The 24,807-nt window shown below is 54.4% G+C and carries 18 protein-coding genes and 1 pseudogene; 14 read left to right on the top strand and 5 right to left on the bottom strand.

Features of this window, described 5'->3' with window-relative positions:
* Positions 1 to 109: 109 nt before the first annotated feature.
* Positions 110 to 661 (bottom strand): flavodoxin family protein, encoded by a 552-nt coding sequence (locus tag JQC72_RS15815; protein ID WP_205497360.1) that lies wholly within the window; start codon positions 659 to 661, stop codon positions 110 to 112.
* A gap of 421 nt (positions 662 to 1,082) precedes the next feature.
* Between JQC72_RS15815 and JQC72_RS15810 the strand changes: the two genes are divergently transcribed.
* Both JQC72_RS15810 and JQC72_RS15805 read left to right on the top strand, forming a co-directional pair.
* Positions 1,083 to 1,688, top strand: coding sequence for a hypothetical protein (locus JQC72_RS15810; protein WP_205497358.1), 606 nt, complete (start codon positions 1,083 to 1,085; stop codon positions 1,686 to 1,688).
* A 107-nt stretch (positions 1,689 to 1,795) separates the two neighbouring features.
* On the top strand, positions 1,796 to 2,032 hold the full coding sequence (locus JQC72_RS15805) for a DivIVA domain-containing protein (protein ID WP_205497356.1): 237 nt from the start codon (positions 1,796 to 1,798) through the stop codon (positions 2,030 to 2,032).
* Between the two features lie 347 nt (positions 2,033 to 2,379).
* On the opposite strand, the gene JQC72_RS15800 is transcribed toward JQC72_RS15805, so the two are convergent.
* Positions 2,380 to 2,970, bottom strand: a complete 591-nt coding sequence (locus JQC72_RS15800; protein ID WP_205497354.1) for a hypothetical protein — start codon at positions 2,968 to 2,970, stop codon at positions 2,380 to 2,382.
* A gap of 505 nt (positions 2,971 to 3,475) precedes the next feature.
* Here JQC72_RS15800 and JQC72_RS15795 point away from each other — a divergent pair.
* Together JQC72_RS15795 and JQC72_RS15790 are read left to right on the top strand one after the other, a co-directional pair.
* Positions 3,476 to 5,560 (top strand): (Fe-S)-binding protein, encoded by a 2,085-nt coding sequence (locus tag JQC72_RS15795; protein ID WP_205497352.1) that lies wholly within the window; start codon positions 3,476 to 3,478, stop codon positions 5,558 to 5,560.
* 450 nt (positions 5,561 to 6,010) lie between these two features.
* Positions 6,011 to 7,678 carry a VanW family protein gene (locus JQC72_RS15790; protein WP_302104961.1) on the top strand — a complete coding sequence of 556 codons (1,668 nt, stop codon included), beginning with the start codon at positions 6,011 to 6,013 and terminating at the stop codon, positions 7,676 to 7,678.
* Between the two features lie 235 nt (positions 7,679 to 7,913).
* On the opposite strand, the gene JQC72_RS15785 is transcribed toward JQC72_RS15790, so the two are convergent.
* The 3 genes from JQC72_RS15785 to JQC72_RS15775 form a co-directional block, all read right to left on the bottom strand.
* Positions 7,914 to 8,387 (bottom strand): glutathione peroxidase, encoded by a 474-nt coding sequence (locus JQC72_RS15785; protein ID WP_205497348.1) that lies wholly within the window; start codon positions 8,385 to 8,387, stop codon positions 7,914 to 7,916.
* Between the two features lie 161 nt (positions 8,388 to 8,548).
* Complete coding sequence (locus tag JQC72_RS15780; protein WP_205497394.1) at positions 8,549 to 8,941, bottom strand: antibiotic biosynthesis monooxygenase family protein; 393 nt, start codon at positions 8,939 to 8,941, stop codon at positions 8,549 to 8,551.
* Positions 8,942 to 9,423: 482 nt separating this feature from the next.
* A complete protein-coding gene (locus JQC72_RS15775; protein WP_205497346.1) occupies positions 9,424 to 10,284 on the bottom strand; it encodes a Cof-type HAD-IIB family hydrolase in 861 nt (286 codons plus the stop codon).
* A gap of 270 nt (positions 10,285 to 10,554) precedes the next feature.
* Here JQC72_RS15775 and JQC72_RS15770 point away from each other — a divergent pair, with 270 nt between their 5' ends.
* The 10 genes and pseudogenes from JQC72_RS15770 to JQC72_RS15725 form a co-directional block, all read left to right on the top strand.
* Complete coding sequence (locus JQC72_RS15770; RefSeq protein ID WP_205497344.1) at positions 10,555 to 11,733, top strand: acetyl-CoA C-acetyltransferase; 1,179 nt, start codon at positions 10,555 to 10,557, stop codon at positions 11,731 to 11,733.
* 293 nt (positions 11,734 to 12,026) lie between these two features.
* A complete protein-coding gene (locus JQC72_RS15765) occupies positions 12,027 to 12,881 on the top strand; it encodes a 3-hydroxybutyryl-CoA dehydrogenase (protein ID WP_205497341.1) in 855 nt (284 codons plus the stop codon).
* 237 nt (positions 12,882 to 13,118) lie between these two features.
* Positions 13,119 to 14,261 (top strand): acyl-CoA dehydrogenase, encoded by a 1,143-nt coding sequence (locus JQC72_RS15760; protein WP_205497340.1) that lies wholly within the window; start codon positions 13,119 to 13,121, stop codon positions 14,259 to 14,261.
* A 367-nt stretch (positions 14,262 to 14,628) separates the two neighbouring features.
* The gene (locus JQC72_RS15755) at positions 14,629 to 15,771 is read left to right on the top strand and encodes an acyl-CoA dehydrogenase (RefSeq protein WP_205497338.1); all 1,143 of its coding nucleotides are present in this window, start codon (positions 14,629 to 14,631) and stop codon (positions 15,769 to 15,771) included.
* 11 nt (positions 15,772 to 15,782) lie between these two features.
* Complete coding sequence (meaB, locus tag JQC72_RS15750) at positions 15,783 to 16,751, top strand: methylmalonyl Co-A mutase-associated GTPase MeaB (RefSeq protein ID WP_205497337.1); 969 nt, start codon at positions 15,783 to 15,785, stop codon at positions 16,749 to 16,751.
* Positions 16,752 to 16,764: 13 nt separating this feature from the next.
* Entirely contained in the window at positions 16,765 to 17,475 is a 711-nt protein-coding gene (locus JQC72_RS15745; protein ID WP_205497334.1) for a TetR/AcrR family transcriptional regulator, read from the top strand.
* Positions 17,408 to 20,668 carry a fused isobutyryl-CoA mutase/GTPase IcmF gene (gene icmF, locus JQC72_RS15740; RefSeq protein WP_205497332.1) on the top strand — a complete coding sequence of 1,087 codons (3,261 nt, stop codon included), beginning with the start codon at positions 17,408 to 17,410 and terminating at the stop codon, positions 20,666 to 20,668. The genes JQC72_RS15745 and icmF overlap by 68 nt, the downstream gene beginning before the upstream one ends.
* Positions 20,669 to 21,624: 956 nt before the next feature.
* A complete protein-coding gene (gene rpoE, locus JQC72_RS15735) occupies positions 21,625 to 22,089 on the top strand; it encodes a DNA-directed RNA polymerase subunit delta (protein ID WP_205497330.1) in 465 nt (154 codons plus the stop codon).
* 212 nt (positions 22,090 to 22,301) lie between these two features.
* On the top strand, positions 22,302 to 23,945 hold the full coding sequence (pyrG, locus tag JQC72_RS15730) for a CTP synthase (RefSeq protein WP_205497328.1): 1,644 nt from the start codon (positions 22,302 to 22,304) through the stop codon (positions 23,943 to 23,945).
* A 566-nt stretch (positions 23,946 to 24,511) separates the two neighbouring features.
* A pseudogene (locus tag JQC72_RS15725) lies at positions 24,512 to 24,807 on the top strand (helix-turn-helix domain-containing protein); the annotation flags it as partial.

Raw genomic sequence — 24,807 nt, 5'->3', positions numbered from 1 at the left:
ACGTTTTCCAAGCGATCTTTGAGTGCAGTGATTCATAAGCAAGAGGGAAAACGGCCACCCGATTTCGTTGATGGGGTAACCCCCGGTCTTTTCGCCATTCAACCAAAGGTTATGCCTCACCGGTTTGTCCCAAGATCCGGTTCAGCTGTTCAGCTTCGGCCAACGCTCTCAAATCCTTTTCGATTTCCCCCGGTCGGTTTGCTTGGCCGATGATGTAGCCGCCGAATGTCATACCCACGAAATCGAAGATGTACTGGAATTGTTGAATCAGTGGCAACCCTTTGACGCGGGGATTATCACCGCCGACGGCAATGACGTAGGCGGTTTTGCGCCGCATGATTTCCTTGAAATCAAAACGGGAATCCCGTAAGCTGACCGACCACCGGTCGACAAAATTTTTCATCCGCCCCGGAATGCCGTACCAATAGATCGGCAAGCTGAAAATCAGGATATCGTGTCGCAACACCTCTTGGATGACGGTATCGTAATCGTCGTCTACAGGCAAAAATCCGCCCGGTGTATGACGGTGATCATTGATGGGAAGGATGGTGCAATCCCTGAGATCGATCGCATGATGGGGAATCCCCTCCAGTACCGCTTGGGTCAGCTTTTTGGCGTTGCTCTCCTCGCGTTGACTGCCGTACAAGACCAGAATGCTCAAATGCTTCGCCACCCTTTCTTCCGTTCGCGATGGTTATCCGCCTCTTATTGTATCGGTTTGTTTTCTCTTGGACCACAAAAAAATCGCCGGATGAGACGTAGTATCCGGCGTCGGGAGGAGAGGGAAAAACAAAGACGAACTTGGCGTGTCTGGTCATGTCTCTTTACCCGCGTTTTGCACGATCCGGTTTCAAATGTGACCATGATCTGCTTCAGGTAAGGGCGCAGGTGGGGCGAACCGGGAAACAGAGGACGACAGTGTGGATCAGACACCTCTCAGGTGGTCTTGCATTGAAAAAGATTTTTTGGCAAACAGCTTCGGCTGAACCACATCTGATGATGCAGTACCCAAAAAAGGAGCTGTCGGCGTATGTTCGGCGTGGTTCAGACGGGGCTGTTTTTGCGAAGGGGAGTCGGCAAGGTTGGCAAACAGCATGGTTCGCATGATGATTCGCGCTCTGGCGTCATTCTTTTTGGCCAGTTGTGCCAGGTCGTACAAAACACCCATTTCTTTCCTCCTTTCCGTGGCATACCATCAAATGTATGAGGTTGGGTTGTCAATCATGTGTTTTCTTCCCCAGCTTGCACGGCCATATTTCAATGGCGACCCATCAACATTTCCTTCAAAGCGTCCGGAACCCTTTCCATCATATCCGTTACCGTTTCACTATTTTGCGGACATCATGCCAAATCCAACAACTGGTGTGGAATGGTATGAATCACAATCGATCGAAGCGGTCGATAGATTCGATGAACCGACAACCATTTCAACATTCGATCGATCCACAAAGCGACGAATCAAGCCAGTGAGAGAGGTGGGAAGCACCGATCCACCGGAAAAATGGATTCAGCAGGATGACAGCACCAACGGGGAACAGTCACAATCAAATAAAATGGCAGGCAGGGTCAAAAAGAAGAGGATGGCACATAGAATACCATATCGCGCCGTCGGACAGGGCGCTCTTCCATCCGCCATCCCCTTTCATTCCATATTTGTGGCAGGTTTACGATATTACAGAAAGAATTGAAATGGTTTTTTAACTGAATATTACTCTGTTGGCGGAATCATCAGATTCCACTACAATGAGGGAAGAATGGACGGTGTTTCACCTGGGACGAGTAAAGGAGGAGTCAGATGGAACGTTTAACGCCCAAAGATATTTTCAATAAGGAGTTCCCGCGCGAGCGGAAGGGATATTCCCGGCAAGCGGTGGATGAGTTTTTGGACTTGGTGATCCAAAACTATGAGGAAGTGTTGGAGGAAAACGAGCGTTTGAAGTTGGAGTTGGAGAGAGCCAAAGCGCAAGCGGTCAGTCGTGAAGTGATCGACGACATTTTGCGCCGGTTGGAACGCTTGGAGCGGATGGTGTAGGCTGTCAGGGTGTGTCTGGTCATGCCGGTGAGGAAGTCAATTCCCGGGTGAGCGACTTTTTCCAGCCTGACCGGGTAAAGAACCGAGAGCTGAGGATGGGATCTTGGGCCATTTCCTCCAAGCGAAGCGTACTTTGCCCGCGTCCTGCCTCTTCGGTTCTGAGCGGTGCAGATAGAGCAAACCGGGAAGCGATACCGGTGATATGGATCAGAACCTTGGAACAAGAGAGGAAGCCTTTCCACAGCCGGACGATGCAGGAGCGGGAAAGAACAAGATGTACCGGGATGAGAGTAAGGGACGGTATTCCCTCAGCCTACGGAAACGGAGAGGGGAATCCGTCCCTTGTGTCACGGTTGATCAATGTGCCGCCACTTGAGTCCCGGATGTTCGTGCTGGAGTCGTTCAAATGTTTCGCCGCTGTTGTACCCACCCTGAAGCGAGTGATAGTTTTGTTTGAAACCCGTTACGATCCAGTGTCCGTCCTGACGGACGAGTTCCACCTGAAAGTCCCGACGGTCACGAGGGCGACGGATCAGATAGATTTTCCGCGCAGGGTTCATCGATGCATGCAAGGGGGATTCCACGATGAGAATGGGACTGTTGACAGGTCGATCCCGGCGCGTCTCCTCAATGCGCCAAGTCAACTCTCTGACCTTGACTGAAGGGGCCGCGAAAGATCGCGCCTTCTGAATGTCGCCGTCCACCCATACGGCCTTATAGAATCGGATGGCGGTGTCCTCCGGTGTGGATGTCTGTCGAACGCATGCTGTCATCAACAACAGAATGGAGGCGCTGAACAAAAACGCCCATATGACGGATCGAAATCGTATCGGGAACCAGGCCGCCCCTTTCTTTGGTGCGAGTATGACCGGACACGGCCGAGTTTCGTTCGGCCGTTTGCAAGTGACCGGTTTTTTCCATATCTTTGGTTTGTTCATGTCCCTTCCCCTTTCACCGTACCATGAGGATGCTTTGAGATTAATGTTTGTCGGAGGATGGAAATCCATTCACCTCTTCAACCAGAGCGTATCTGGTGAATCCTGTCCCATCGCTTTCCCGGATTGTAATATCTGCGCCCGCAGGGGACAGGTTATGTCCGCTCCGCCCGGAACGCAGGACGCGGATAAAGTACGCTTCGTTTAGAGGAAGTTGCCCGCGATTCCATGTCTGCGCTTTCCGGTTCTTCGCTCACCGGGCTTGGGTCTTCGCTCACCTGGGAAAGATTTGCTCTTTCACGGCTTTACCGGACACGACCTCACACCGGTGAATCACTGATTTACAGGGAAACGGACCTCGACAAGAACCGTCAGGAGCAGTATGATGAGGATGTAAACGATTTCGAAATGGCTGTCCTCTGAAAAAAATGAATGAATACCCATTCATTTTATGTTAAAATATTTGAATAAATAGGATGACCGCAACTTTCCGAAAGGAGTGAGTTTCGTGTCCGTTCTGCAAATCGTGAATTTGGTTGCCTTTCTCGCTGTCGCCGGTTATGCCGTCTACCTGTTCGGCCGGGTGGTGTACAGTCGTTACACCTATGTCAAACTGGGAAAACCGGTCGATTGGCAAGCGGATCTTAGCACCCGTCTGAATGAGGTGTGGGTGAACGTTTTCGGACAGAAGAAACTGCTCAAAGACAAAAAGAGCGGCATCATGCATGTCGTGATGTTTTACGGCTTCATCGTCATACAGTTCGGTGCCATTGATCTGTTTATCAAGGGATTGGCGCCGGGGTATCATTTGCCCGTACCGGCTTATCCGGTGTTTACGCTGATTCAGGAAATCACGGTATTCGCCGTGTTGTTGGCGACCGGTTACGCCTTTTACCGCCGTTTTATCGAGAAACTGCCGCGACTGAAGCGGGGGTGGAAGGCGGGACTCGTTATCTGGTTCCTGAGTGGTTTGATGCTTTCCATTCTGTTTTCGGCTGCGTTTGAACACGTGTGGCGTCCCGATCATTTGCCCGCTTGGTCGACGCCGATTTCCAGTCTGATCGCCGCACCGTTCGGTTCGTTGTCGCCGCAGGCGGGAGAAGTGTTGTTTTATGTGTTCTGGTGGATTCACGCGCTGATCCTGTTCTCGTTTTTGGTGTACGTTCCGCAGTCCAAGCATTTTCATTTGCTGGTGGCTCCGATCAACGTCTTTCTGAAGCGGCAGGACCCGCCGGCCAAACTGAAACCGATCGATTTTGAAGACGAGTCGGCAGAATCTTACGGAGTCGGAAAAATTGAGGATTTTAACCAAAAACAGCTGATCGATTTATACGCGTGTGTCGAATGCGGTCGTTGCACCAATATGTGTCCGGCCGCCGGAACGGGCAAACTGCTCTCTCCGATGGACTTGATCGTGAAGATGCGTGATCATTTGACTGCCAAAGGGGCGGCGATCACATCGCGGGCCCCGTGGATGCCGTCTTTTGCATTCAGCGGTGCCAACCAAGCGGTGATGGAGGCGGCGGCCGGTCAGGAAACGTATCCGGTCAACCTCATCGGCGATGTCATCACCGAAGAGGAACTGTGGGCCTGTACCACTTGCCGCAACTGTGAGGACGCTTGCCCGGTTGCCAACGAACATGTGGACAAAATTATCGACATGCGCCGGTATCTCGTATTGACCGAGGGAAAAATGAACGCCGAAATCACCCGGACGTTCCAAAATATCGAGCGGCAGGGCAACCCCTGGGGACTCAGCAAGAAAGAGCGGGACCGTTGGAAAGAGGGACTGGATGTGCCCGTACCGACGGTAAAAGAGGAAAAGGAATTTGAATACCTGCTGTTCGTCGGTTCGATGGGCTCCTACGACAACCGGAGTCAGAAAATTACGCAGGCGGTGGCCAAGCTCCTGCACCATGCCGGCGTGAAATTTGCCATTTTGGGGAACAAGGAGAAAAACTCCGGTGACACCGCCCGACGCCTGGGAAATGAATTTTTGTTCCAGCAACTGGCGACGGAGAACATCGCGTTGTTTGAAAAGCATAACGTGAAGAAGATTGTGACGATCGACCCGCATGCTTATAACACATTTAAAAATGAATATCCGGATTTCGGTCTGGAAGCGGAGGTATACCACCATACGCAAGTACTGGCCGACCTGATCCGCCAGGGCCGACTGAAGCCGACCAAGGAAGTGAAGGAACGGGTCACCTATCACGACTCGTGTTACCTGGGGCGTTACAATGGCGAATACTCCGCTCCCCGCTTCATTTTGCAATCAATTCCCGGGATCGAGCTGGTGGAGATGGAGCGTAACCGGGAAAACGGGATGTGTTGCGGTGCCGGCGGGGGCATGATGTGGATGGAAGAAACGGCCGGCGTCCGTGTCAACGTCGCGCGGACCGAGCAGGCACTGGCCGTCAATCCGAGCGTGATCGGCAGTGCGTGTCCGTATTGCCTGACGATGATGAGCGACGGCACCAAAGCCAAAGAAGTCGAAGATCGGGTGAAAACGATGGACGTGGCCGAACTGCTCGCCTTGTCTGTCGAGTTTGATTCCGAACAGCCGCCTGTGGCTGAGGGTGTGCAGTGATCAGGTTCGGTAAAGAATTCGGCCGGAACAGTAGCCCTGTTTTTCACCCGATGAGAAAACGCTTTCCTTTCACCGGGAGATGGATTCAAGCAACAATCGGACATGCGCTGGGAACCGCTGGACACGCTTAGCAGTTTTCCCCTCCATAGATGGAGGGGTTTTTTTGGGAGAAAACAAGCAAAACCTTCCTTTGTTTATGTGCATAGGACATAGGATGTATTTTCGAATACGACGTGTTTCTTTATTGTGGACCTTTTCTTCCTATGCTAATGTGTTGTTTAGATGCTTGCATATTCATAAAAAATATTCATCAGAAAGATGAAGATGACCCATTCGGTTGGTAGAATTCCAAAATCCCCCTTTCTTTTGTATATCATGGAAGGGAACCGCTCTCTATTATCTGGAATAAGTTGGACAGCCTAATCTTTATCGTGGAGGTCCGCGCATTTGATGGAGAAATATTACCGTATTCTCGGGGTTCGCCAGGACGCCACGATCGAAGAGATCAAAAAAGCGTACCGCCAGCAAGTGCGGAGGTATCATCCCGATGTGAACTCTTCGCGTGATGCGGCCAGAAAGCTCTTGGAAGTCCAGAAGGCTTACGAGGAGTTGGTGCGTCAAGCACCGACCGCTCTGGCGGTGGTGGAGGACAACGCAACGGAACTTGCCGTAAGGCGGGCACTCCGTGCCTACAAACGAAAACAAAAGAAGAGGATGGGCATCATGTTGGTGGCATTGCTCCTCCTCGCACTGGTCGGTGTTTACGGATTCAGTTATTTGTTTCAACCTTCGGAACTGATTTTGACGCATGGTGGGAAAACTTGGGAACTGGATCTGAAAAGTGTCGGTTATGACGGAGAAAATCCGGATACCATCAACCGGCGACAATTGGGTCTATGGTTAAGATTGGTAAAGAAAGAAGTGGATCAGCCAGCCGTCGATGCCAGGATGAAACGGCTCGGTGATCCGATTCAACCCTCCCGTTCCGGTATGGTGATGGATACCGCCGTGATTGAGAATGAGTGGGTTTCCCGCATACCCAAAATCGTCAACCGTCCGCAAGAGATCCCCATGATTCCCCAAGCTCCCAGGGTGACGGAAGAACAATTGCAAATGGTGGACCAACAACGGATCGGCAAGTATACGACATACTTCAATCCGGACAACCAAAGTCGAGCGAAGAACATCCGATTGTCCAGCCGCGCCATCAATGGTGTGGTACTGAATCCGGGAGATGTATTTTCGTTCAACCAAACCGTCGGTCAACGGACGGAAGAACGGGGATACGAACCGGTGACGAAAATCGTGCAGGGCGAATTCAGTGAGGGAGTGGGGGGCGGCGTTTCCCAAACGTCATCCACTTTGTTTAACTGCGTGGACAACGCGGGATTGGAGGTCTTATCTCGTTTTTCATACAGTAAAACCCCCACTTATGTTCCAGTGGGCAGAGATGCCACGGTGGCCTGGAACGAACCTGATTTTCGCTTCAGAAACAATCTGAACGCCCCGGTCGTCATTCGAACAAAGCTCAAGACAGATGCGCTGACTGTGGAAATCTACTCGACGCCGGATGTGAAGGTGGATCGCAACCCGGTAAAACCGGCTTCCAAAAGCTTGCCGCCCGAACAATCGGTCACACCGGACCAACCGTCGGACCACATCGTCTTGCCGCCGGATTACAATCGTCCGGATTCGCATCATTCCCCGGAATCCGGTTCGGGAACCGGTGGTGGTGCGGTTGACAACGGTCATTCCGATTCTGCCGGCGGATCGGACGGGCAAACCGGTGATTCGTCCGGGGCCGACGCCACAGCCGGAGGCACCGGCGGTGAGACGGGAGGCGATTCCGGTGGCACGACAGGGAGCGCCGGCGAAACGGATACGGGAAGCATGGGCAGCAGTACTGGAGATACTGGTCAGCCCACCGGCGGTACAGACGGCAGTACCGGCACCGATCCCGGTAGTACGGGCAGTGAAGGTACCGACACCGGTACCTCTGGAACAGACGGAACGACTGGCGGTACCGGCGATCCGGGCAGTTCGGGATCGACGGGGACGGACGACAGCACAGGGTCTGGGGGGACGACTCCACCGAATGGGGGAACGGGCGGTATGTAAAGCTCCAAGGGAGGTTTCACGGCCCGTTTCATGAAAAAAATCACGCCTGGTTGGGGCGTGATTTTTTTGGTATGCGCTTCTGCGCTTGGTAGAACTGCTTGGGATGGGGTGATGACACACCCCTTAGCTTGAGGGTTACCCGAAACCCGAAACAGAAATGGACTGAGGGCGTTCACCAATCAAGAATCCCACGGCGATCATAGGGAGTGCCTGTGTACTTCAGCCGTGTGGAGTGTCAAAGCAGTTTTTCGATGTCCTTTTCAATGTTGCGGGGAGGGGTTGTCGGCGCATACCGTTTGAAAACCTTTCCGTCCCGATCGACGAGGAATTTGGTGAAGTTCCACTTGATCTCCTTGTTCCAAAACCCCGGTGCCTGTTCGGTCAGATAGCGAAACAGCGGATGGGCATTCGGCCCCTTGACGTCCACTTTGGCGAACATGGGAAAACTGACACCGTAATTCAATTGACAAAACGAAGCGATCTCTTCATGGGAACCCGGTTCCTGGTTGCCAAATTGATTGCAGGGAAAACCGAGGATTTCCAAGCCTTTGTCGCGATATTGCTCGTACAACATCTGCAGTTCTTTGTACTGCGGGGTAAATCCGCATTTGCTGGCGGTGTTGACGATCAGCAACACCTTGCCGCGGTATTCGGACAAGGATTTCTCTTCACCATGGATGGTGACGGCGGAATAATCATGGACGCTCATGATGAGGATGTCTGCTCCTTTCTTTTTGGGATATTAAATTGTACACAATTTAATTTCTTAAAATGAATTATACGCCGCGTCTTTCCATTTGTCAATCGTCAGAAAAAAAGAAAGAGTCCGTTCGGACTCTGAAATGGCTGTGGTTGAGGATGATGGATTGGTTATCCATCCGGGTTGCGCTCCCATCGGTAATCCCGCTCGACCAAGCACACGCGGGTGAAGAACTGTTCATACCAGCCGTTTTTCCCTTTTTCCTGAGCGATTTTGTGTGCGGCGTGCGCTTTCCAGCGGCGGATCGACTCGGGGGAATCCCAATAGGATACGGTGATGCCGAAGCCTTCAGCGTCTCTAACACTCTCGACCCCCAAAAATCCGGGTTGCTGTTTGGCCAGTTGCACCATACGTTCGGCCATTTGCGCATAGGCTTCAGCATCCTGATCGGATCGCAGGGAAGTGAAAATCACGGCATAGTACGGCGGTTGCGGGGTGGGGGCAATGGCCAAGGCGAATCCTCCTTTTGTCGGGAAATTGCCGTTGCAGGAATGGATCGTCATCAAAGTATGCATCATGCCCCACGGCTGAAGCACCAGAGGCACTCCATTCGGTCGCCGTGGGCTTCTCGCTTCATCCGTCGTGGCAATCCACTTCCATCCACGATGGCTTCGTACAAGCCTGTTTTTGCTTCGTTTCACGAGTATGGAGCTTCTTGGCTTGATGGTGAAAAAGCTTTCAGACTCGTGAGAGAGTTGATGCATTCCCACGTCGTCATTTGCGATCTTCGTGCTAGCTTGGGTGATTTTCGTTTCACGAGTTCGCCCGCATCGTAGTTTGGAGTGTTTCCGTGCTTCCCGGCTCGATTGTTCCCAAATTCTGTCGGACTTACGAGATTGGAAGCCCTACCTCCGACGCTCGCTTTCATTCCAACCCTGAAAGGCTGGGCTTTCCTGCTCTTTATCATTATCCCCCGGGCCTGTGACCCGGGGGGTCCAGAACCCTTGCCGTCACGCCCCGAAGGTAACGCCGGCTCTCAGGGGTTCTAGCGTATTTGCGGAAAAATCCACGTGTGGAATGCGTGTGCCACTCCGTTCTGGTCGTTGGTGAGGGTGGTGTGACGACACACCTGCCGGATGGCCGGATCGGCGTTACCCATGGCGATGCCCAGTCCGGCGGCGGTCAGCATGGACCAGTCGTTTTCGCTGTCACCGATGGCGGCGGTTTCCTCCATCGGTATTCCCAAACGTTCGGCCAGCCAACGGAGTGCAATTCCCTTTTGTGACTTGCGGGAGGTGATTTCCAATGAACCCGCACCGGAAGAGAATGCGATCAACTCCCCAAACTGACGGGTCCATTTCCGGATGCTTGTCAGCTTTCTCTCCGATGTGGAAAAACACAAGAATTTGTGAACACGCCAGTCCGGCAGCAATGATTCGTCGGGCAGTTCCATCAGGCCCTGTTGGCGGAGTTGGAGTTGGGACATGTGCCAAAGGGCGACCTGTGACACCGAACCGGCGGCAGCCTGTTCGATGAGGGCCGATTCCTCCGCCAGACGGCGTTGCCCTTCCCGTGAAGCGAAAATCCCTTGTTGGGTGTAGATTTGGTAGTAAATGTCCGAGTTTTTCAGCAGATCCCATACGGACTCCACCAGTGGTTTGGAAAGGAAGACGTTGCGGATACATTCGCCTTCCCACTCGACTACGGCCCCGTTGACGGCGATGACCGGACAGGACAATCCCGCCGCCTTGAGCAATCGTTTGGCATCAGAGAGGGAACGTCCGGTAGCGATCACGACCGTAATGCCGCGCGCCTGGGCTTCCAGGATCGCTTCGGCATTCGTCCGATGGATGGTGCCATCCGTGCCGAGTAAAGTGCCGTCCAGATCGATGGCTGTTAATTTCAAGGATATTTCCCCCTTTTGCCTTGAGTGTACATTCTGAAATGCTTTTCAGGTCAAGAGGTGAATCGGGAAAAATGATGGGGCCTGTGAGGGGAATCCGGTGAGTGATCCTCATATCATAAAAAGTAGGAAATTTCATCCTATCATGATCTTACAAACAATTATTATTGCATTGACAAGCACCTCGGGTTATCTTAGAAATGAAGGCGTTTTCATTTTTCGGCGAATTTCGAACGAGCGCTCGATCAATTTTTGCTGCTGGAGGTGTCCATTGTGACGGAAACCGTGGTGTTGGGCGGTGCCCGCACACCGTTCGGGAAATTCGGCGGTGCTTTGCAGGCGATTCCCGCCGTCGAGCTGGGTGGCATCGCGATTCGGGGAGCACTGGAACGTGCCGGGATTCCGGGTGAAGCGGTGGAGGAAGTGATCATGGGTATGGTGCTGCAGGGCGGAGCGGGCCAAATTCCCTCCCGGCAGGCGGCGCGCCATGCGGGGTTGCCTTGGAGCGTGCAGACGGAAACGATCAACAAGGTGTGCGCATCGGGACTGCGCAGTGCGACATTGGCGGATCAGGTGATCCGGTCCGGTGGGGCGCAAGTGATTGTGGCCGGTGGCATGGAGAGCATGAGCAACGCTCCCTACATTGTGCCGTCGGGGCGCTGGGGACAGCGCATGGGCGACGGGAAGCTGGTGGATCTGATGATTCATGACGGTTTGTGGTGTGCGTTTGACGATGTTCACATGATTGTTCACGGAAGCAACGTGGCGGCGGAGTACGGGGTATCGCGCGGGGACCAGGATCGGTGGGCTTTGCGCAGTCACGAGCGGGCGATCGCAGCGATCGAGTCGGGCAAAATGGCGGAAGAGATTGTCCCCGTCACGGTAAAGACAAAGAAACGCGAGCTGTTGGTAGACACGGATGAATCCCCCCGGCGGGACACTTCCCTGGACAAACTGGCAGCGCTTCCACCGGTTTATTTGAAAGACGGCACGATCACCGCGGGGAATGCTCCCGGTGTGAATGACGGCGCGGCGGCGCTGGTTCTGTCCTCTGCGGACAAGGCGCGGGAGCTGGGGGCTGAGCCGTTGGCCAAGATCGTCGGTCATGCGGCAGTGGCGATGGAAGCGCGGTATTTCCCCATCACCCCGGCCCATGCGATTCAAAAGCTGCTGAAGCAGCATGATCTGAAGCTGGACGACATTCACCTGTTTGAAGTGAACGAAGCGTTTGCTGCCGTTGTATTGTCCAACGGAAAAATCCTGGGTTGGGATGAAGAAAAGGTGAACGTCAACGGCGGAGCCGTTGCGCTGGGTCACCCGATCGGCGCCAGCGGTGCGCGAATCCTGCTCACGCTGATTCACGAATTGCGTCGGCGCGGCGGAGGATGGGGGATCGCGGCCATTTGCAGCGGTGCGGCGCAAGGAGATGCCGTATTGGTCAAGGTGGATTGATCTTCGGTATGGAGCATTTCTCAGGGTGTGTCCGGTAAATCCGTTAGAAGAAATACTTTCCAAAGAGAGCGGCTTGCCAAGACCGACCGAGCGAAGACACGGAAAGCTTAGAAACGAAATCACGGGCAAGTTCCTCCAAATGAATCGTACTTTCCATTCTGCACTCCGGGTCGAAGCGGGCATGATCTGCATCTTTTGAGATTGCAGGTGGAGCGAACCGTGAAGGCGATGGTGCGAAATATTGATCAGACATGCCCGGTAAGAGGAAAAAAGGCCACAGAAAGGGGATGCGCATGAATATCCAACGCATCAGCGTGATTGGCGCCGGTCAGATGGGCAGTGGCATCGCCCAGGTGGCGGCGCAATCCGGCCTTCATGTAACGTTGGTGGACGTCGATGAAGCGCGGGTGAACAAGGGACTGCAGACGATTGAGAAAAACCTGGGGCGTCAAGTGGAAAAAGGGCGGCTCACCGAAGCGCAAAAGGAGGAGATCCTGGGGCGCTTACGCCCGATGACCGATTTGGCCGCAGCCGTGGTCGAAGTGGACATGGTCATCGAGGCGGTAGTGGAAAACAAGCAAGTGAAGACGGATCTTTTCCGTCAGCTGGATGAACATGCTCCGGCGGACGCGATTTTGGCGACGAACACCTCGTCGCTGCCGATCACGGAAATTGCGGCGGCCACCAAGCGACCGGAGAAAGTGATCGGGATGCATTTTATGAACCCGGTGCCGGTGATGAAGTTGGTCGAGGTGATCCGCGGTCTGGCCACCTCGGACGAAACATTTCGCGCCGTCGACAGTTTGGCCCGCCACATGGGGAAAACGCCGGTCGAAGTGCAAGACTTCCCCGGTTTCGTTTCCAACCGGGTACTCATGCCGATGATCAATGAAGCCATCTATGCGGTGTATGAAGGAGTAGCCACACCGGAAGCGATCGATGAAGTGATGAGACTGGGCATGAACCATCCGATGGGTCCGCTCACCTTGGCCGACTTCATCGGATTGGACACGTGCCTGTACATCATGGAGACGCTGTATGAGGGGTTCGGTGACAGCAAGTATCGCCCGTGCCCTTTGCTCAAAAAATACGTGTCGGCCGGTTGGCTGGGGCGCAAGACGGGACGCGGGTTTTACGTTTACGAATGAGAAAACGGCAACGGAAGGCCGGGTGTTGTCGGTTGTATGAAACGATCCGGGGGCGGGAGAGCGAATGACGCAGCCGGAATCGGGGTCAGTCAGCTGATCGGTTTTAGCGGTTTCCTCGCCGGGCGCAGGTGTCGCCCTCTGGGAAAACAAAGCAGATGATTGGATTTTCCAGACACGTCCCGGCAGTTCAGGGGATACAACGCTACCCGGCATTCCGTCCGAAGGGGGACGAGGGATATGCATCTCCAGTTCACATCCGAACAAAACATGTTGCGCCAGATGGTACGGGATTTTGCCCAAACCGAAATCCTGCCCATGGTTCAGGAAATGGATGAACAAGACACGTTCCCTCGCAGGATTGTGGACAAAATGGCGGAACTGGGGCTGATGGGGATTCCGATTCCGGAAGAGTGGGGCGGTGCCGGCGCTGATTTCATCTCCTACATTTTGGCTTTGGAGGAGATTTCCAAAGTAAGCGCAACAGTCGGTGTCATCCTGGCCGTGCACACCTCGGTGGGAACAATGCCGATTCTGCGCTACGGCAACGAAGAGCAAAAGAAAACCTTCGTAACGCGAATGGCACGTGGCGAGTACCTGGGGGCGTTTGCGTTGACGGAGCCTTCGGCCGGTTCCGATGCCGCCCGGATACGCATGACGGCACGCCGGGTGGGTGACAAGTATGTGCTGAACGGCAGTAAGGTGTTCATCACCAACGCCGGTGAGGCGGATGTGTACGTGACATTTGCCCTGACCGACCCGGACAAGGGAACCGAAGGGATGTCCGCGTTTATCGTGGAGAAGGACACCCCCGGATTTTCCGTTGGCAAGAAAGAAAAAAAGATGGGATTGAACGGCTCCAATACGTGCGAGCTGATCTTTGACAATGCGGAAGTCCCCGCATCCAACCTGCTCGGGAAGGAAGGACAGGGGTATGAAATCGCGCTGTCCAACCTGGCGGGCGGACGGATCGGGATCGGGGCACAGGCATTGGGCATCGCCACAGCGGCCTATGAGCACGCGCTGGCGTACGCCAAGGAACGGGTGCAGTTCGGACAGCCGATCGCCAAACTGCAAGCGATTCAGTTCAAGTTGGCGGATATGGCCACCGCCATTGAGGCGGCCCGATTGTTGATTTACCGGGCGGCTTACCTGCGTCAACAGGGACATCATTGCAAACGGGAAGCGTCGATGGCGAAACTGTTTGCGACCGATACGGCCATGAAAGTCACGACGGAAGCGATCCAGGTGTTCGGCGGGTACGGGTACACCCGGGAGTATCCGGTGGAGCGGTTGTTCCGGGATGCCAAAGTGACGCAGATCTATGAAGGCACCAACGAGATTCAACGCCTCGTTATCGCATCGACGTTGCTGGGGGACTAAGTGCCTTAAACGGGAAGGCTGACCATTCATAAGTGTGTTTGGTCATTCCGTAAAGGGGCAATATTTTTCCGGGAGAGCGACCCAAAAAATGCCCTGCGAAGCAAAGTCCCGGCAAGCGCAGGAATGGAATCCCGGGTTCCTCCAAGCGAAGCTTGCTTTGCCCGCACCCTGCGCCGGGGCCGGTCGTAGCGGTCATGATCTGCTTCCTTGAGGGTGCAGGCGGAGCGGGCCGGGAAAGCGATATGGGCGGTATTCACCAGACATGCCCTGGCGGGATGCGGGACCAGAAAGAGACGGAGTGGAGAGGGACCGATGAACGGACCCGTCATCCCGCAGGGATACAAACGAGGGAAGCGGGGGAGAGCACTTGGATTTTCAACTGAGCGAAGAGCATGTGATGATGCAGAAGATGGTGCGGGAGTTTGCATTGAAGGAAGTGGCGCCGACGGCGGCCGAGCGGGACGAACAAGAGAGATTTGACCGTACCATTTTCGACAAGATGGCCGAGCTGGGTTTGACGGGAATCCCGTGGCCGGAGGAAGTGGGCGGGGTCGGGGCCGATTTCCTCAGCTACGTGATCGCCGTGGAGGAGCTGTCGCGCGTGTGCGCTTCCACCGGTGTCACGCTGTCCGCCCACATTTCGCTGGCCAGCTGGCCCATCTTTGCATTCGGCACAGATGAGCAGAAAGAACGGTTTTTGCGTCCGCTGGCGGAAGGAAAGAAAATCGGCGCGTACGGTCTGACTGAACCCGGTTCCGGATCGGACGCCGCGGGGATGAAGACGACCGCGGTGCGCGACGGGGACGAATATGTGTTGAATGGGAGCAAGATTTTCATTACCAACGGCGGGGAAGCCGAAATCTACGTCGTGTTTGCGGTGACCGATCCTGCCAAGAAGCACCATGGCATCTCGGCCTTTATCGTGGAAAAGGGAACACCGGGGTTTTCCTTCGGCAAAAAAGAAAAAAAATTGGGCATTCGGTCCTCTCCCACGCTGGAGATTCTCTTTGACAACTGCCGGATTCCGGTGGAAAACCGGCTGGGAGAAGAAGGCGAAGGCTTCAAAATCGCCATGAAAACGTTGGACGGCGGGCGCAACGGCATCGCCGCCCAAGCGGTCGGAATCGCCCAGGGAGCGTTGGATGCCGCGCTGGCGTATGCCAAGGAACGGGTGCAATTCGGTCAGCCGATCGCCAAACTTCAGGCGATTCAATTCAAGTTGGCGGATATGGCCACCAAAATCGAGGCGGCGCGTCTGCTCACCTATCAGGCGGCATGGTTGGAGTCCCAAGGGCTTCCGTACGGAAAGGCATCGGCGATGGCCAAGATGTTTGCCGCAGATGTGGCGATGGAAGTGACCACCGAGGCGGTTCAGGTGTTCGGCGGATACGGATATACGCGGGAGTATCCGGTGGAACGCATGATGCGCGATGCGAAGATCACGCAAATCTACGAGGGCACCAATGAAATTCAACGAGTGGTCATCGCCAATCACCTGCTGAAATCCTAAGGGTGATGGCCATGAACGCGTGGGTGCGGGACATCCGGCAGCGAAACCGACGAGCGATCGCGAGAGCCATCACGTGTTTGGAGAGTGGTGAGGAGCGGAAGCGGACGGCATTGTTGGAAGCTCTCTATCCTTACACCGGGCGGGCTTGGGTGATCGGGTGGACCGGTCCGCCGGGGGCAGGAAAAAGTACGCTTACCGACCGGATGATTCGCCATTTGCGCAAACAGGGACGGACCGTGGGTGTGATCGCGGTGGACCCCACCAGCCCGTTCACCGGCGGAGCGCTTTTGGGCGACCGTGTACGGATGACCGCCCACACACTGGACGAGGGTGTCTTCATCCGGAGCATGGGATCTCGCGGCAGTCTGGGCGGGTTGTCCCGAGCGACGGGGGAAGCGGTTCGGGTGTTGGATGCGGCCGGTTACGACGTGATTTTCGTGGAAACCGTCGGAGTGGGGCAGTCCGAGGTCGACATCATGCATTTGGCGGATACCGTGGCGTTGGTCGTAACACCCGGTGCGGGCGACACCATCCAGGTGTTCAAAGCGGGTGTGATGGAAATCGCTGATCTGTTCGTGGTGAACAAAGCGGATCTGGACGGCGCCCGCAAACTGATCGCCCAACTGGAAGAGATGTTGGACATCGCCAAGCATGATCACGTTTGGCGACCGCCCGTCGTATCAACGGTATCGACGCGGGGGCAGGGGATGGACCGGTTGTGGGAAGCGTTGACGGCACACCGGGATTTCCTTGAACAATCCGGAGAATGGAACCGGCGTCGCCTCCGCCGTCTGCGCCGGGAATTGCTGGCCATCATGGAGGAACGTTTGCACCGGGAGATTCAGTCTTGGTTATCCCGTCCCGAAGTCGCAACCGATCTGGACCGCGTCGAACGAAGGGAAATCGGTCCGCATCAGGTGGCGGATCAGTGGTGGGGGCAAATAAGAGGCAAGAGCGATGGAGGAGATCATTCCGAATAAAGGAGGGGTGCGGATGCCTCAGCATCGCAAACCGATCCCTTCCGAGATCAAAAACCCCAAGCTGGTGGAAGAGCGGAGGCGGCAAATCATTCGCGGTGCGGTGGAGTTGTTCGTCCGAAAGGGGTTCCACAAGACGACCACCCGTGAAATCGCACGGGAATGCGGCTTCAGCATCGGCACGATGTACGAATACATTCAAACCAAAGAAGACGTATTGTACCTGGTGTGCGACGACATCCACACTGAGCTGGAAAAACGGCTGAAAGAAGCGGTGGATGAGGAAGCCACCGGGAGGGACAGTTTGGTGCGGGCCGTGTCTCATCATTTTCGCGTGATGGATGAAATGAGCGACTATGTTCTGTTGATCTATCAGGAAACCAAATCATTGCCCAAGGAAGCGCTTCGGTACGTTTTGCAAAAAGAAGAAGAGATCACGTCCCTGTTTGAGCGGATTTTGGAAAAGGGAATCGCCGACGGGACGCTTCATCTGGAGCCTTCCTCGGTCAAACTGATGGCCCATCAAATCATGGTGATGGGGCAGATGTGGACGTTTCGCCGGTGGGCCCTCCGAAAGTATTACAACTTGGAGGAATATACCCGCCTGCAGACGGCATTGTTGCTGAGGGAGTTGACGACACCGGCAGGAGGTGATCGCCATGACGACAACCGAGGTTTACCGTCCCCGACATGCGGTGCGGTTTGTGACGGCGGCCAGCCTGTTTGACGGGCATGACGCTTCCATCAACCTGTTTCGGCGTCTGTTGCAGGCGTCGGGAGTGGAAGTGATCCACCTGGGGCACAACCGTTCGGTGGATGAAATCGTGACGGCGGCCATTCAGGAGGATGTGCAGGGCATTGCCGTCTCCTCCTATCAGGGCGGGCATATGGAGTTTTTCAAATATATGATCGATCTGCTCAAAGAACGGGGCGCTGAGCACATTCGCGTGTTCGGCGGCGGGGGCGGCGTGATCGTTCCCCGTGAGATCCGGGAGTTGGAAGCGTACGGCGTGGCCAAGATCTTCTCCCCTGACGACGGGATGAAAATGGGGTTGCAAGGCATCATCAACCACATGGTGAAGGAATGCGACTTCCCCACCGTGGAGCAGGTGACATGGGAATTGGAGAAACTGCCGGAAGCCGATCCACGTGCCATCGCCCGCCTGATCACCTTGGCCGAACATGTGGCGGAGGATCGGGAAGGACGTGAGGCGGTGGCATCCACACTGGCGGAATTGGCGGAGTCCGCTGCCGGGGGCGGGTTTGTTCCGGTGGTGGGCATCACCGGAACCGGAGGTGCCGGGAAAAGTTCACTCACTGACGAGCTGGTGCGCCGGTTCCTGGAAGATTTCCCGGGAAAAAAAGTGGCCGTTCTCTCCATCGACCCCTCCAAACAACGCACGGGAGGTGCACTGCTCGGCGACCGTATCCGCATGAACGCGGTACACCATCCGCGTGTGTACATGCGAAGCTTGGCGACGCGGCGTAACCGGTCCGAGCTCAGTGCGGCCACCCGCGACGCGATCGCCATTGTCAAACGGGCGGGATACGATCTGGTGATCGTGGAAACGAGCGGGATCGGTCAAGGAGATGCGGACATCACGCAAGTGAGCGATTTGTCTCTCTATGTGATGACATCCGAATTCGGCGCACCATCTCAGTTGGAAAAAATTGAGATGTTGGATTACGCCGACTTGATCGCCATCAACAAATTTGACCGCAAAGGATCGGAAGACGCATTGCGCGACGTAAAGAAACAATGGCGTCGCAATCACGGTCAATTTGATCTGCCGGATGAGAAAATCCCGGTTTACGGCACCATGGCCAGCCGCTTCAATGATCCGGGCACCAATGTGTTGTACCGGGCTCTCATCGACAAGCTGAACGAGAAGTTCCATCTCGGCTGGGAATCCTCCATGGACGTGACGGGACAACAAGTGGAAATCCGCCACATCATCCCGCCGGAGCGGACGCATTATCTGCGGGATATTGCCAACACGGTGCGAAATTATCGCAAATGGGTGGAGGAACAGACAGAACTTGCCCGTCGGTGGTTTCAATTGCACGGCGCCCACGAATGGCTGGTGAAGGAAACAACGTCGGCAGCGCCGCTGAAACCGTTGGATGAGGCGATCCGCAAAATCGAGGAACAGCTGGACCCCTATTGCAAAAAACTGATTGAAGAATGGCCGAAGCTCAAGGAAATGTATCGGCAGGATGAATTCGTGTTCAAAGTGCGGGACCGGGAGATCCGCATGCCGTTGTACCATGAGACGCTGGCCGGGAGCAGAATTCCGAAGATCGCGCTTCCCCGTTACGAGGATTGGGGGGAAATCCTGCGCTGGTGCCTTTTGGAGAACGTGCCGGGGCGTTTCCCCTACACCGCGGGCGTCTTCCCGTTGAAACGGACGGACGAGGACCCCAAACGGCAATTCGCCGGGGAAGGGACACCGCAACGGACCAACCGCCGATTCCACTACCTGTCGAAAAACGATCCGGCCAAACGGTTGTCCACCGCGTTTGACAGCGTCACCCTGTACGGCGAAGACCCGGACGAGCGGCCCGACATATACGGAAAAATCGGGGAGTCCGGGGTGAGTATCTGCACGTTGGACGACATGAAGGAACTGTACAAGGGATTCGATCTGTGTTCACCCAATACCAGCGTCTCGATGACGATCAATGGCCCGGCACCGATTATTCTGGCCATGTACTTCAATACGGCCATCGATCAGCAGGTGGAAAAATTCCGCGAAGCGCACGGTCGCGAACCCTCCCCGGAGGAATACGAAACGATCAAGGCAAAAACGCTGCAATCGGTGCGCGGAACGGTGCAGGCGGACATTCTGAAGGAGGACCAGGGGCAAAACACCTGCATTTTCTCCACGGAATTCGCGCTGAAGATGATGGGGGACATCCAGGAGTATTTCATCCAAAACCGCGTGCGCAACTACTACTCTGTCAGCATCAGCGGGTACCACATCGCCGAGGCCGGCGCCAATCCGATCACCCAGCTGGCGTTTACGCTGGCCAACGCGTTCACCTACGTGGAATATTACCGCAGTCGCGGCATGAATGTGGATGATTTTGCCCCCAACCTGTCGTTCTTCTTCAGCAACGGGCTGGATGCGGAGTATTCGGTGATCGGCCGGGTGGCCCGCCGCATCTGGGCGGTGGTGATGAAACGGTTGTACGGAGCAAACGAACGCAGTCAAAAGTTGAAGTACCACATCCAAACCTCGGGTCGTTCCCTGCATGCGCAGGAGATCGACTTCAATGACATCCGCACCACGTTGCAGGCGCTCATGGCCATCTACGATCAGTGTAACTCCCTGCACACCAACGCTTACGACGAGGCGATCACCACGCCGACCGAAGAATCGGTCCGCCGGGCGATGGCGATCCAGCTCATCATCACCAAAGAGCTGGGGTTGGCCAAAAACGAAAATCCGTTGCAAGGCTCGTTTATCATCGAAGAGTTGACCGATTTGGTGGAAGAGGCCGTGTTGGCCGAATTTGAGCGGATTTCGGACCGGGGCGGCGTGCTGGGAGCGATGGAGACACAGTATCAGCGGAGCAAAATCCAGGAGGAGTCCCTCTACTACGAAACCAAAAAGCATTCCGGCGAACTGCCGATTATCGGCGTCAACACATTCCTCAACCCGAATCCGCCGGAAGAGCCGGAATTGGAACTGACCCGCGCCACGCCGGAAGAAAAAGAATCGCAAATCCGCCGCTTGCGCCAATTCCTTGAACGGCACAAAGACGTGGCCCCTGCCGCTCTCGCCCGTCTGAAGCAGGTGGCGAGGGAAAACGGCAACATCTTCGCCGAATTGATGGAAACGGTGAAAGTGGCCAGTCTGGGGCAGATCACCGCCGCGCTTTATGAAGTCGGCGGTCAATACCGGCGGAATATGTGATCCTGTTCAGGCTGTCCGGACATTTCATCAGAGGGGCATGGTTTTTCCGGGTGAGTGACCAGACCTGAGCCCGTCCCGGTGATGGACCGGAAGCGCAGGAGCAAAATCGCGGGCAATTTTCTCTGAGCGAAATGCCCGTGTCCTGCGCTCCCCGGTTCGAAGCGGTCTTGCATTCATTCTTTGCAGGGTGCAGGTGGAACGAGCCGGGAACATGATGCACGAGATAGTAACGGAGACTCCTTTCAAAAGGGAACGAGAGTGGTGACAACATCGTTTTCGGTCCGTGATGGGGCGCGCCGTTTTCCCTTCGCCGCTTCACAGGTCGCTCATGGGAAAAAGGCCACTCTCTTTTGGAGCAGGTCCGTTTCCCGTCGAGAAACTCTGGCTGTTGCTACGGAACGTAGGCGGGAAATCGGCACCCGTTAGCCTTACGCCCTGAAAAAAGGGGAGCCGTTTTCACCATCCGGTGGTGTCAACCGGAAGTGAACAACGGCTCCATCACTGTTTGTCAGCGGATTCGCCTCCCGGAGGGGGAGGCATTCGTTCGCCATCCGACAGGAGGAGATGAGGAAATTACGTCTGCTCAGCGAGTATGGTAACAGCGGACCGGGTGATGGCGACTGATGACGGATCAGTCACTCGGAAGTGGATTTCCACTCATCGACAAGCGGCATGGCGGCCAAACCGGTCAACAGGATGATGAGTGGAAATACCAAGTGCTGCAGCACGCTCCCCCTCCTCTGATTTGGGGTGTGTGCAAGTTTGATGATAGCGTGACAATGTTAATCCCTGGTCAAGACGGGATCAAGATTTCACAAAGTTGCAACCAACTTCCTGATTTTTTCCATTTTCAAGGTTTCTCAGGTTGACTTCCCTTTTTCTTTGGTTAAAATAGACATACGGACCGAGAACGTTGGCGGCTCAAGGACAATGCGTACGGAAGGAAGTGTCCAATGATGAGCGGGAAACTGGCTGCCTTGACACCCGAAGAAATCCGAGAGACGGCGATGGTCGATCTCGTTTATGAGTTGTTGTACGAAAAGGGCGAACCGATGCTGTACCGTGATCTTTTTCAGGAAGTGGCTCGGTTGAAAGGGTTCACGGAAGAGGAGATGACGCGCTATATCGCGCAATTATACACCGAGATCAATATCGACGGCCGGTTTATCTGTGTGGGCAAAAGTTTGTGGGGTCTGAAAAAATGGTATCCCACCGAACAGGCCACCGATTCCGCCGTTCAGGCCAATGTCAAAGATGACTTTGACGAAGATTTGGAAGAGGACCTGTTTGAAGAAGAAGAGGATGAGCTGTTCGACGACGATCAATTGGATGATGACGATGTTTTTGACGACGAGGAATTTGAAGAACTTGATGAAGACGAGGTAGAAGAAGCGGAGGAGGAAGACGAAAGTCTGATTTGAGGACCGGGAGTGCCGGTCTTTTTTGCCGCCCATGCCGATCTTGGCTGTTGACAAAGGTTCCTTCAAAAAGGTAAACTACTTTCTGGGCTAATTGTTCGGATACAACCCGATACCGTGTAGTCGCGAATCGAAAGAAGCGCCCCCTGGACAGGGTGGCGCTTTTTCTATTTTCCGTGAAAATGGGAATCCTGATTGCATGGAGGGAACAATCGATGACAACCAAATTCATCTTTGTCACCGGTGGTGTGGTTTCGTCACTGGGAAAAGGAATTACAGCGGCGTCTTTGGGCCGGTTGCTTAAAAACCGCGGTTTGAAAGTGACGATTCAAAAATTTGACCCGTACATCAACGTCGACCCTGGGACGATGAGTCCGTATCAGCATGGCGAGGTGTTCGTCACCGACGACGGGGCGGAAACAGATCTGGACCTGGGTCATTATGAACGGTTTATCGATATCAATTTGTCCAAAAACAGCAACGTGACGACCGGAAAAATCTATTCCGCCGTGATCAACAAGGAACGGCGCGGGGATTATCTGGGGGGAACAGTGCAGGTGATTCCCCACATCACCAACGAGATCAAGGATCGGGTGTTTCGTGCGGCCCGGGAGACCCACCCGGATGTCGTGATCACGGAGATCGGCGGAACGGTGGGAGACATCGAAAGTCTGCCGTTTTTGGAGGCGATCCGCCAGATTAAAAGCGATGTGGGCCGGGAGCACGTCATGTACATCCATTGCACGTTGATTCCGATGTTGTCGGCCAGCGGGGAACTGAAGACCAAACCGACCCAACACAGCGTCAAGGAACTGCGCAGCATCGGCATTCAACCCAATGTCATCGTCTGCCGCACCGAGCACCCGCTGTCCGATGATTTGAAGAGGAAAATCGCGCTCTTTTGCGACATCGATCCGGAAGCGGTCATCGAAGCACGGGACGCCGAAACGCTGTATGAGGTACCGTTGATGTTGCAAGCGGAAGGACTGGACGATATCGTCATCAAACATCTGGGGCTGAAATGCGGCGAAGCGGACATGACCGAATGGATCGCACTGGTCAACAAGGTGAAAAACCTCTCCCATGTCACCAAAATCGCGATCGTCGGCAAGTATGTGGCGCTGCACGATGCCTACATGAGCGTGGTTGAAGCCTTGCGTCACGCCGGTTTCTACAACGACACCGACATCGACGTGATGTGGATCAACTCCGAGGAAGTAAATGACCAAAACGTGGCCGAATTGCTTGGGGAAGCCGACGGAATCCTGGTGCCTGGCGGATTCGGCGATCGGGGTACAGAGGGGAAAATTATCGCCACCCGTTATGCGCGGGAAAACAACATTCCGTTTTTGGGAATCTGCCTCGGCATGCAGATGGCTTGTGTGGAAGGCGCGCGCAACTTGTTGCAACTGGAGGGGGCCAACAGCTCGGAAATCGATCCCGAAACACCGCACCCGATTATCGATCTGTTGCCGGAACAAAAAGAGATCGAAGATCTGGGCGGAACCATGCGGCTCGGGTTGTATCCCTGCAAACTGGTACCCGATTCGCTGGCGCAGAAAGCGTACGGCAACGGTCTCGTTTACGAACGGCACCGCCACCGTTACGAGTTCAACAATGAATACCGCGAAGATCTGGAAAAAGTGGGCTTCCGATTCTCCGGCACCTCCCCCGATGGACGGTTGGTGGAAATCATCGAGCTGATCAACCATCCGTGGTTCGTGGCAACCCAGTTCCATCCGGAATTCCGTTCCCGCCCGAACCGACCGCATCCGTTGTTCCGCGACTTTGTTCATGCGGCATTGAAGTTGAAATTGTCCCAGGCGGAAGGTGTGACGGGATCTGGCGGACTGCAATAAGGGTGACCGTTTTTTCACAGGGCGCATCATGTTGCCCTGAGACTGCTCGACCAAGTGATTTCACCACTCGCGATTTGGATGTACTGTTTTCCCTCTTGCTCCTGTTTCGCTTGAGCTTCAAGATGGTTCACGGGGAATCGGCCACCCTCCTTTAGGATTTCCCGTCGAGCGACTCCGTTGTCTCCATGGAGCGGAGACGGAAAGTCGGAGTCCGCGAATGTCAACAACTTGAAGGGCGTTGGATGCGCCCTTTTTATCATCATGCACCGAGAAGACGCTTCTATAAGCGGTGAGATGAATCGGTGTGTCGGACGCGAGAGGGATAGCCCCCTCTCGCGTCCGACACTTCCAGTCCTTTTCGAACAAGTTCCAACATTGCTGTTGTTCGATTGGCTATTCCTTTGCGTTCTTGGTACTTTTCAATTTCACGCAGTAATACTACTGGGACACGAATATCTATACGCTGCGTCTCTACTTTTTTCTTTGGCATTTTAAATAACACTCCTTGTTCTGTACGTGAATTATGTGTACAATTAAAGTATATATAGCAAGGAGGTGAAAAACAAGTGCATAAGGCGTTCAAGTTTCGCTTATATCCAACCAAAAGAGCAAGAAGATCTCATCAATAAAACATTTGGTTGCAGTCGCTTTGTTTTTAATCACTTTCTTGCTAAATGGAATGAAGCTTATGAGCAAACAGGGAAAGGCCTAACTTACAACACTTGTTCTTCCCAACTGGCACAACTTAAAAAAGAACTGGAATGGTTGAAAGAAGTAGATTCAACTTCACTACAAAATTCCTTAAAACATCTGGATGATGCATTCAAACGATTTTTCAAAAAACAGAATGATCGACCACGCT

It is taken from the genome of Polycladomyces zharkentensis, from assembly GCF_016938855.1.
Lineage (GTDB): Bacteria > Bacillota > Bacilli > Thermoactinomycetales > JIR-001 > Polycladomyces > Polycladomyces zharkentensis.
The sequence above is the reverse complement of the archived record's forward strand: the minus strand, read 5'-3'. Positions and strand labels throughout refer to the sequence as shown.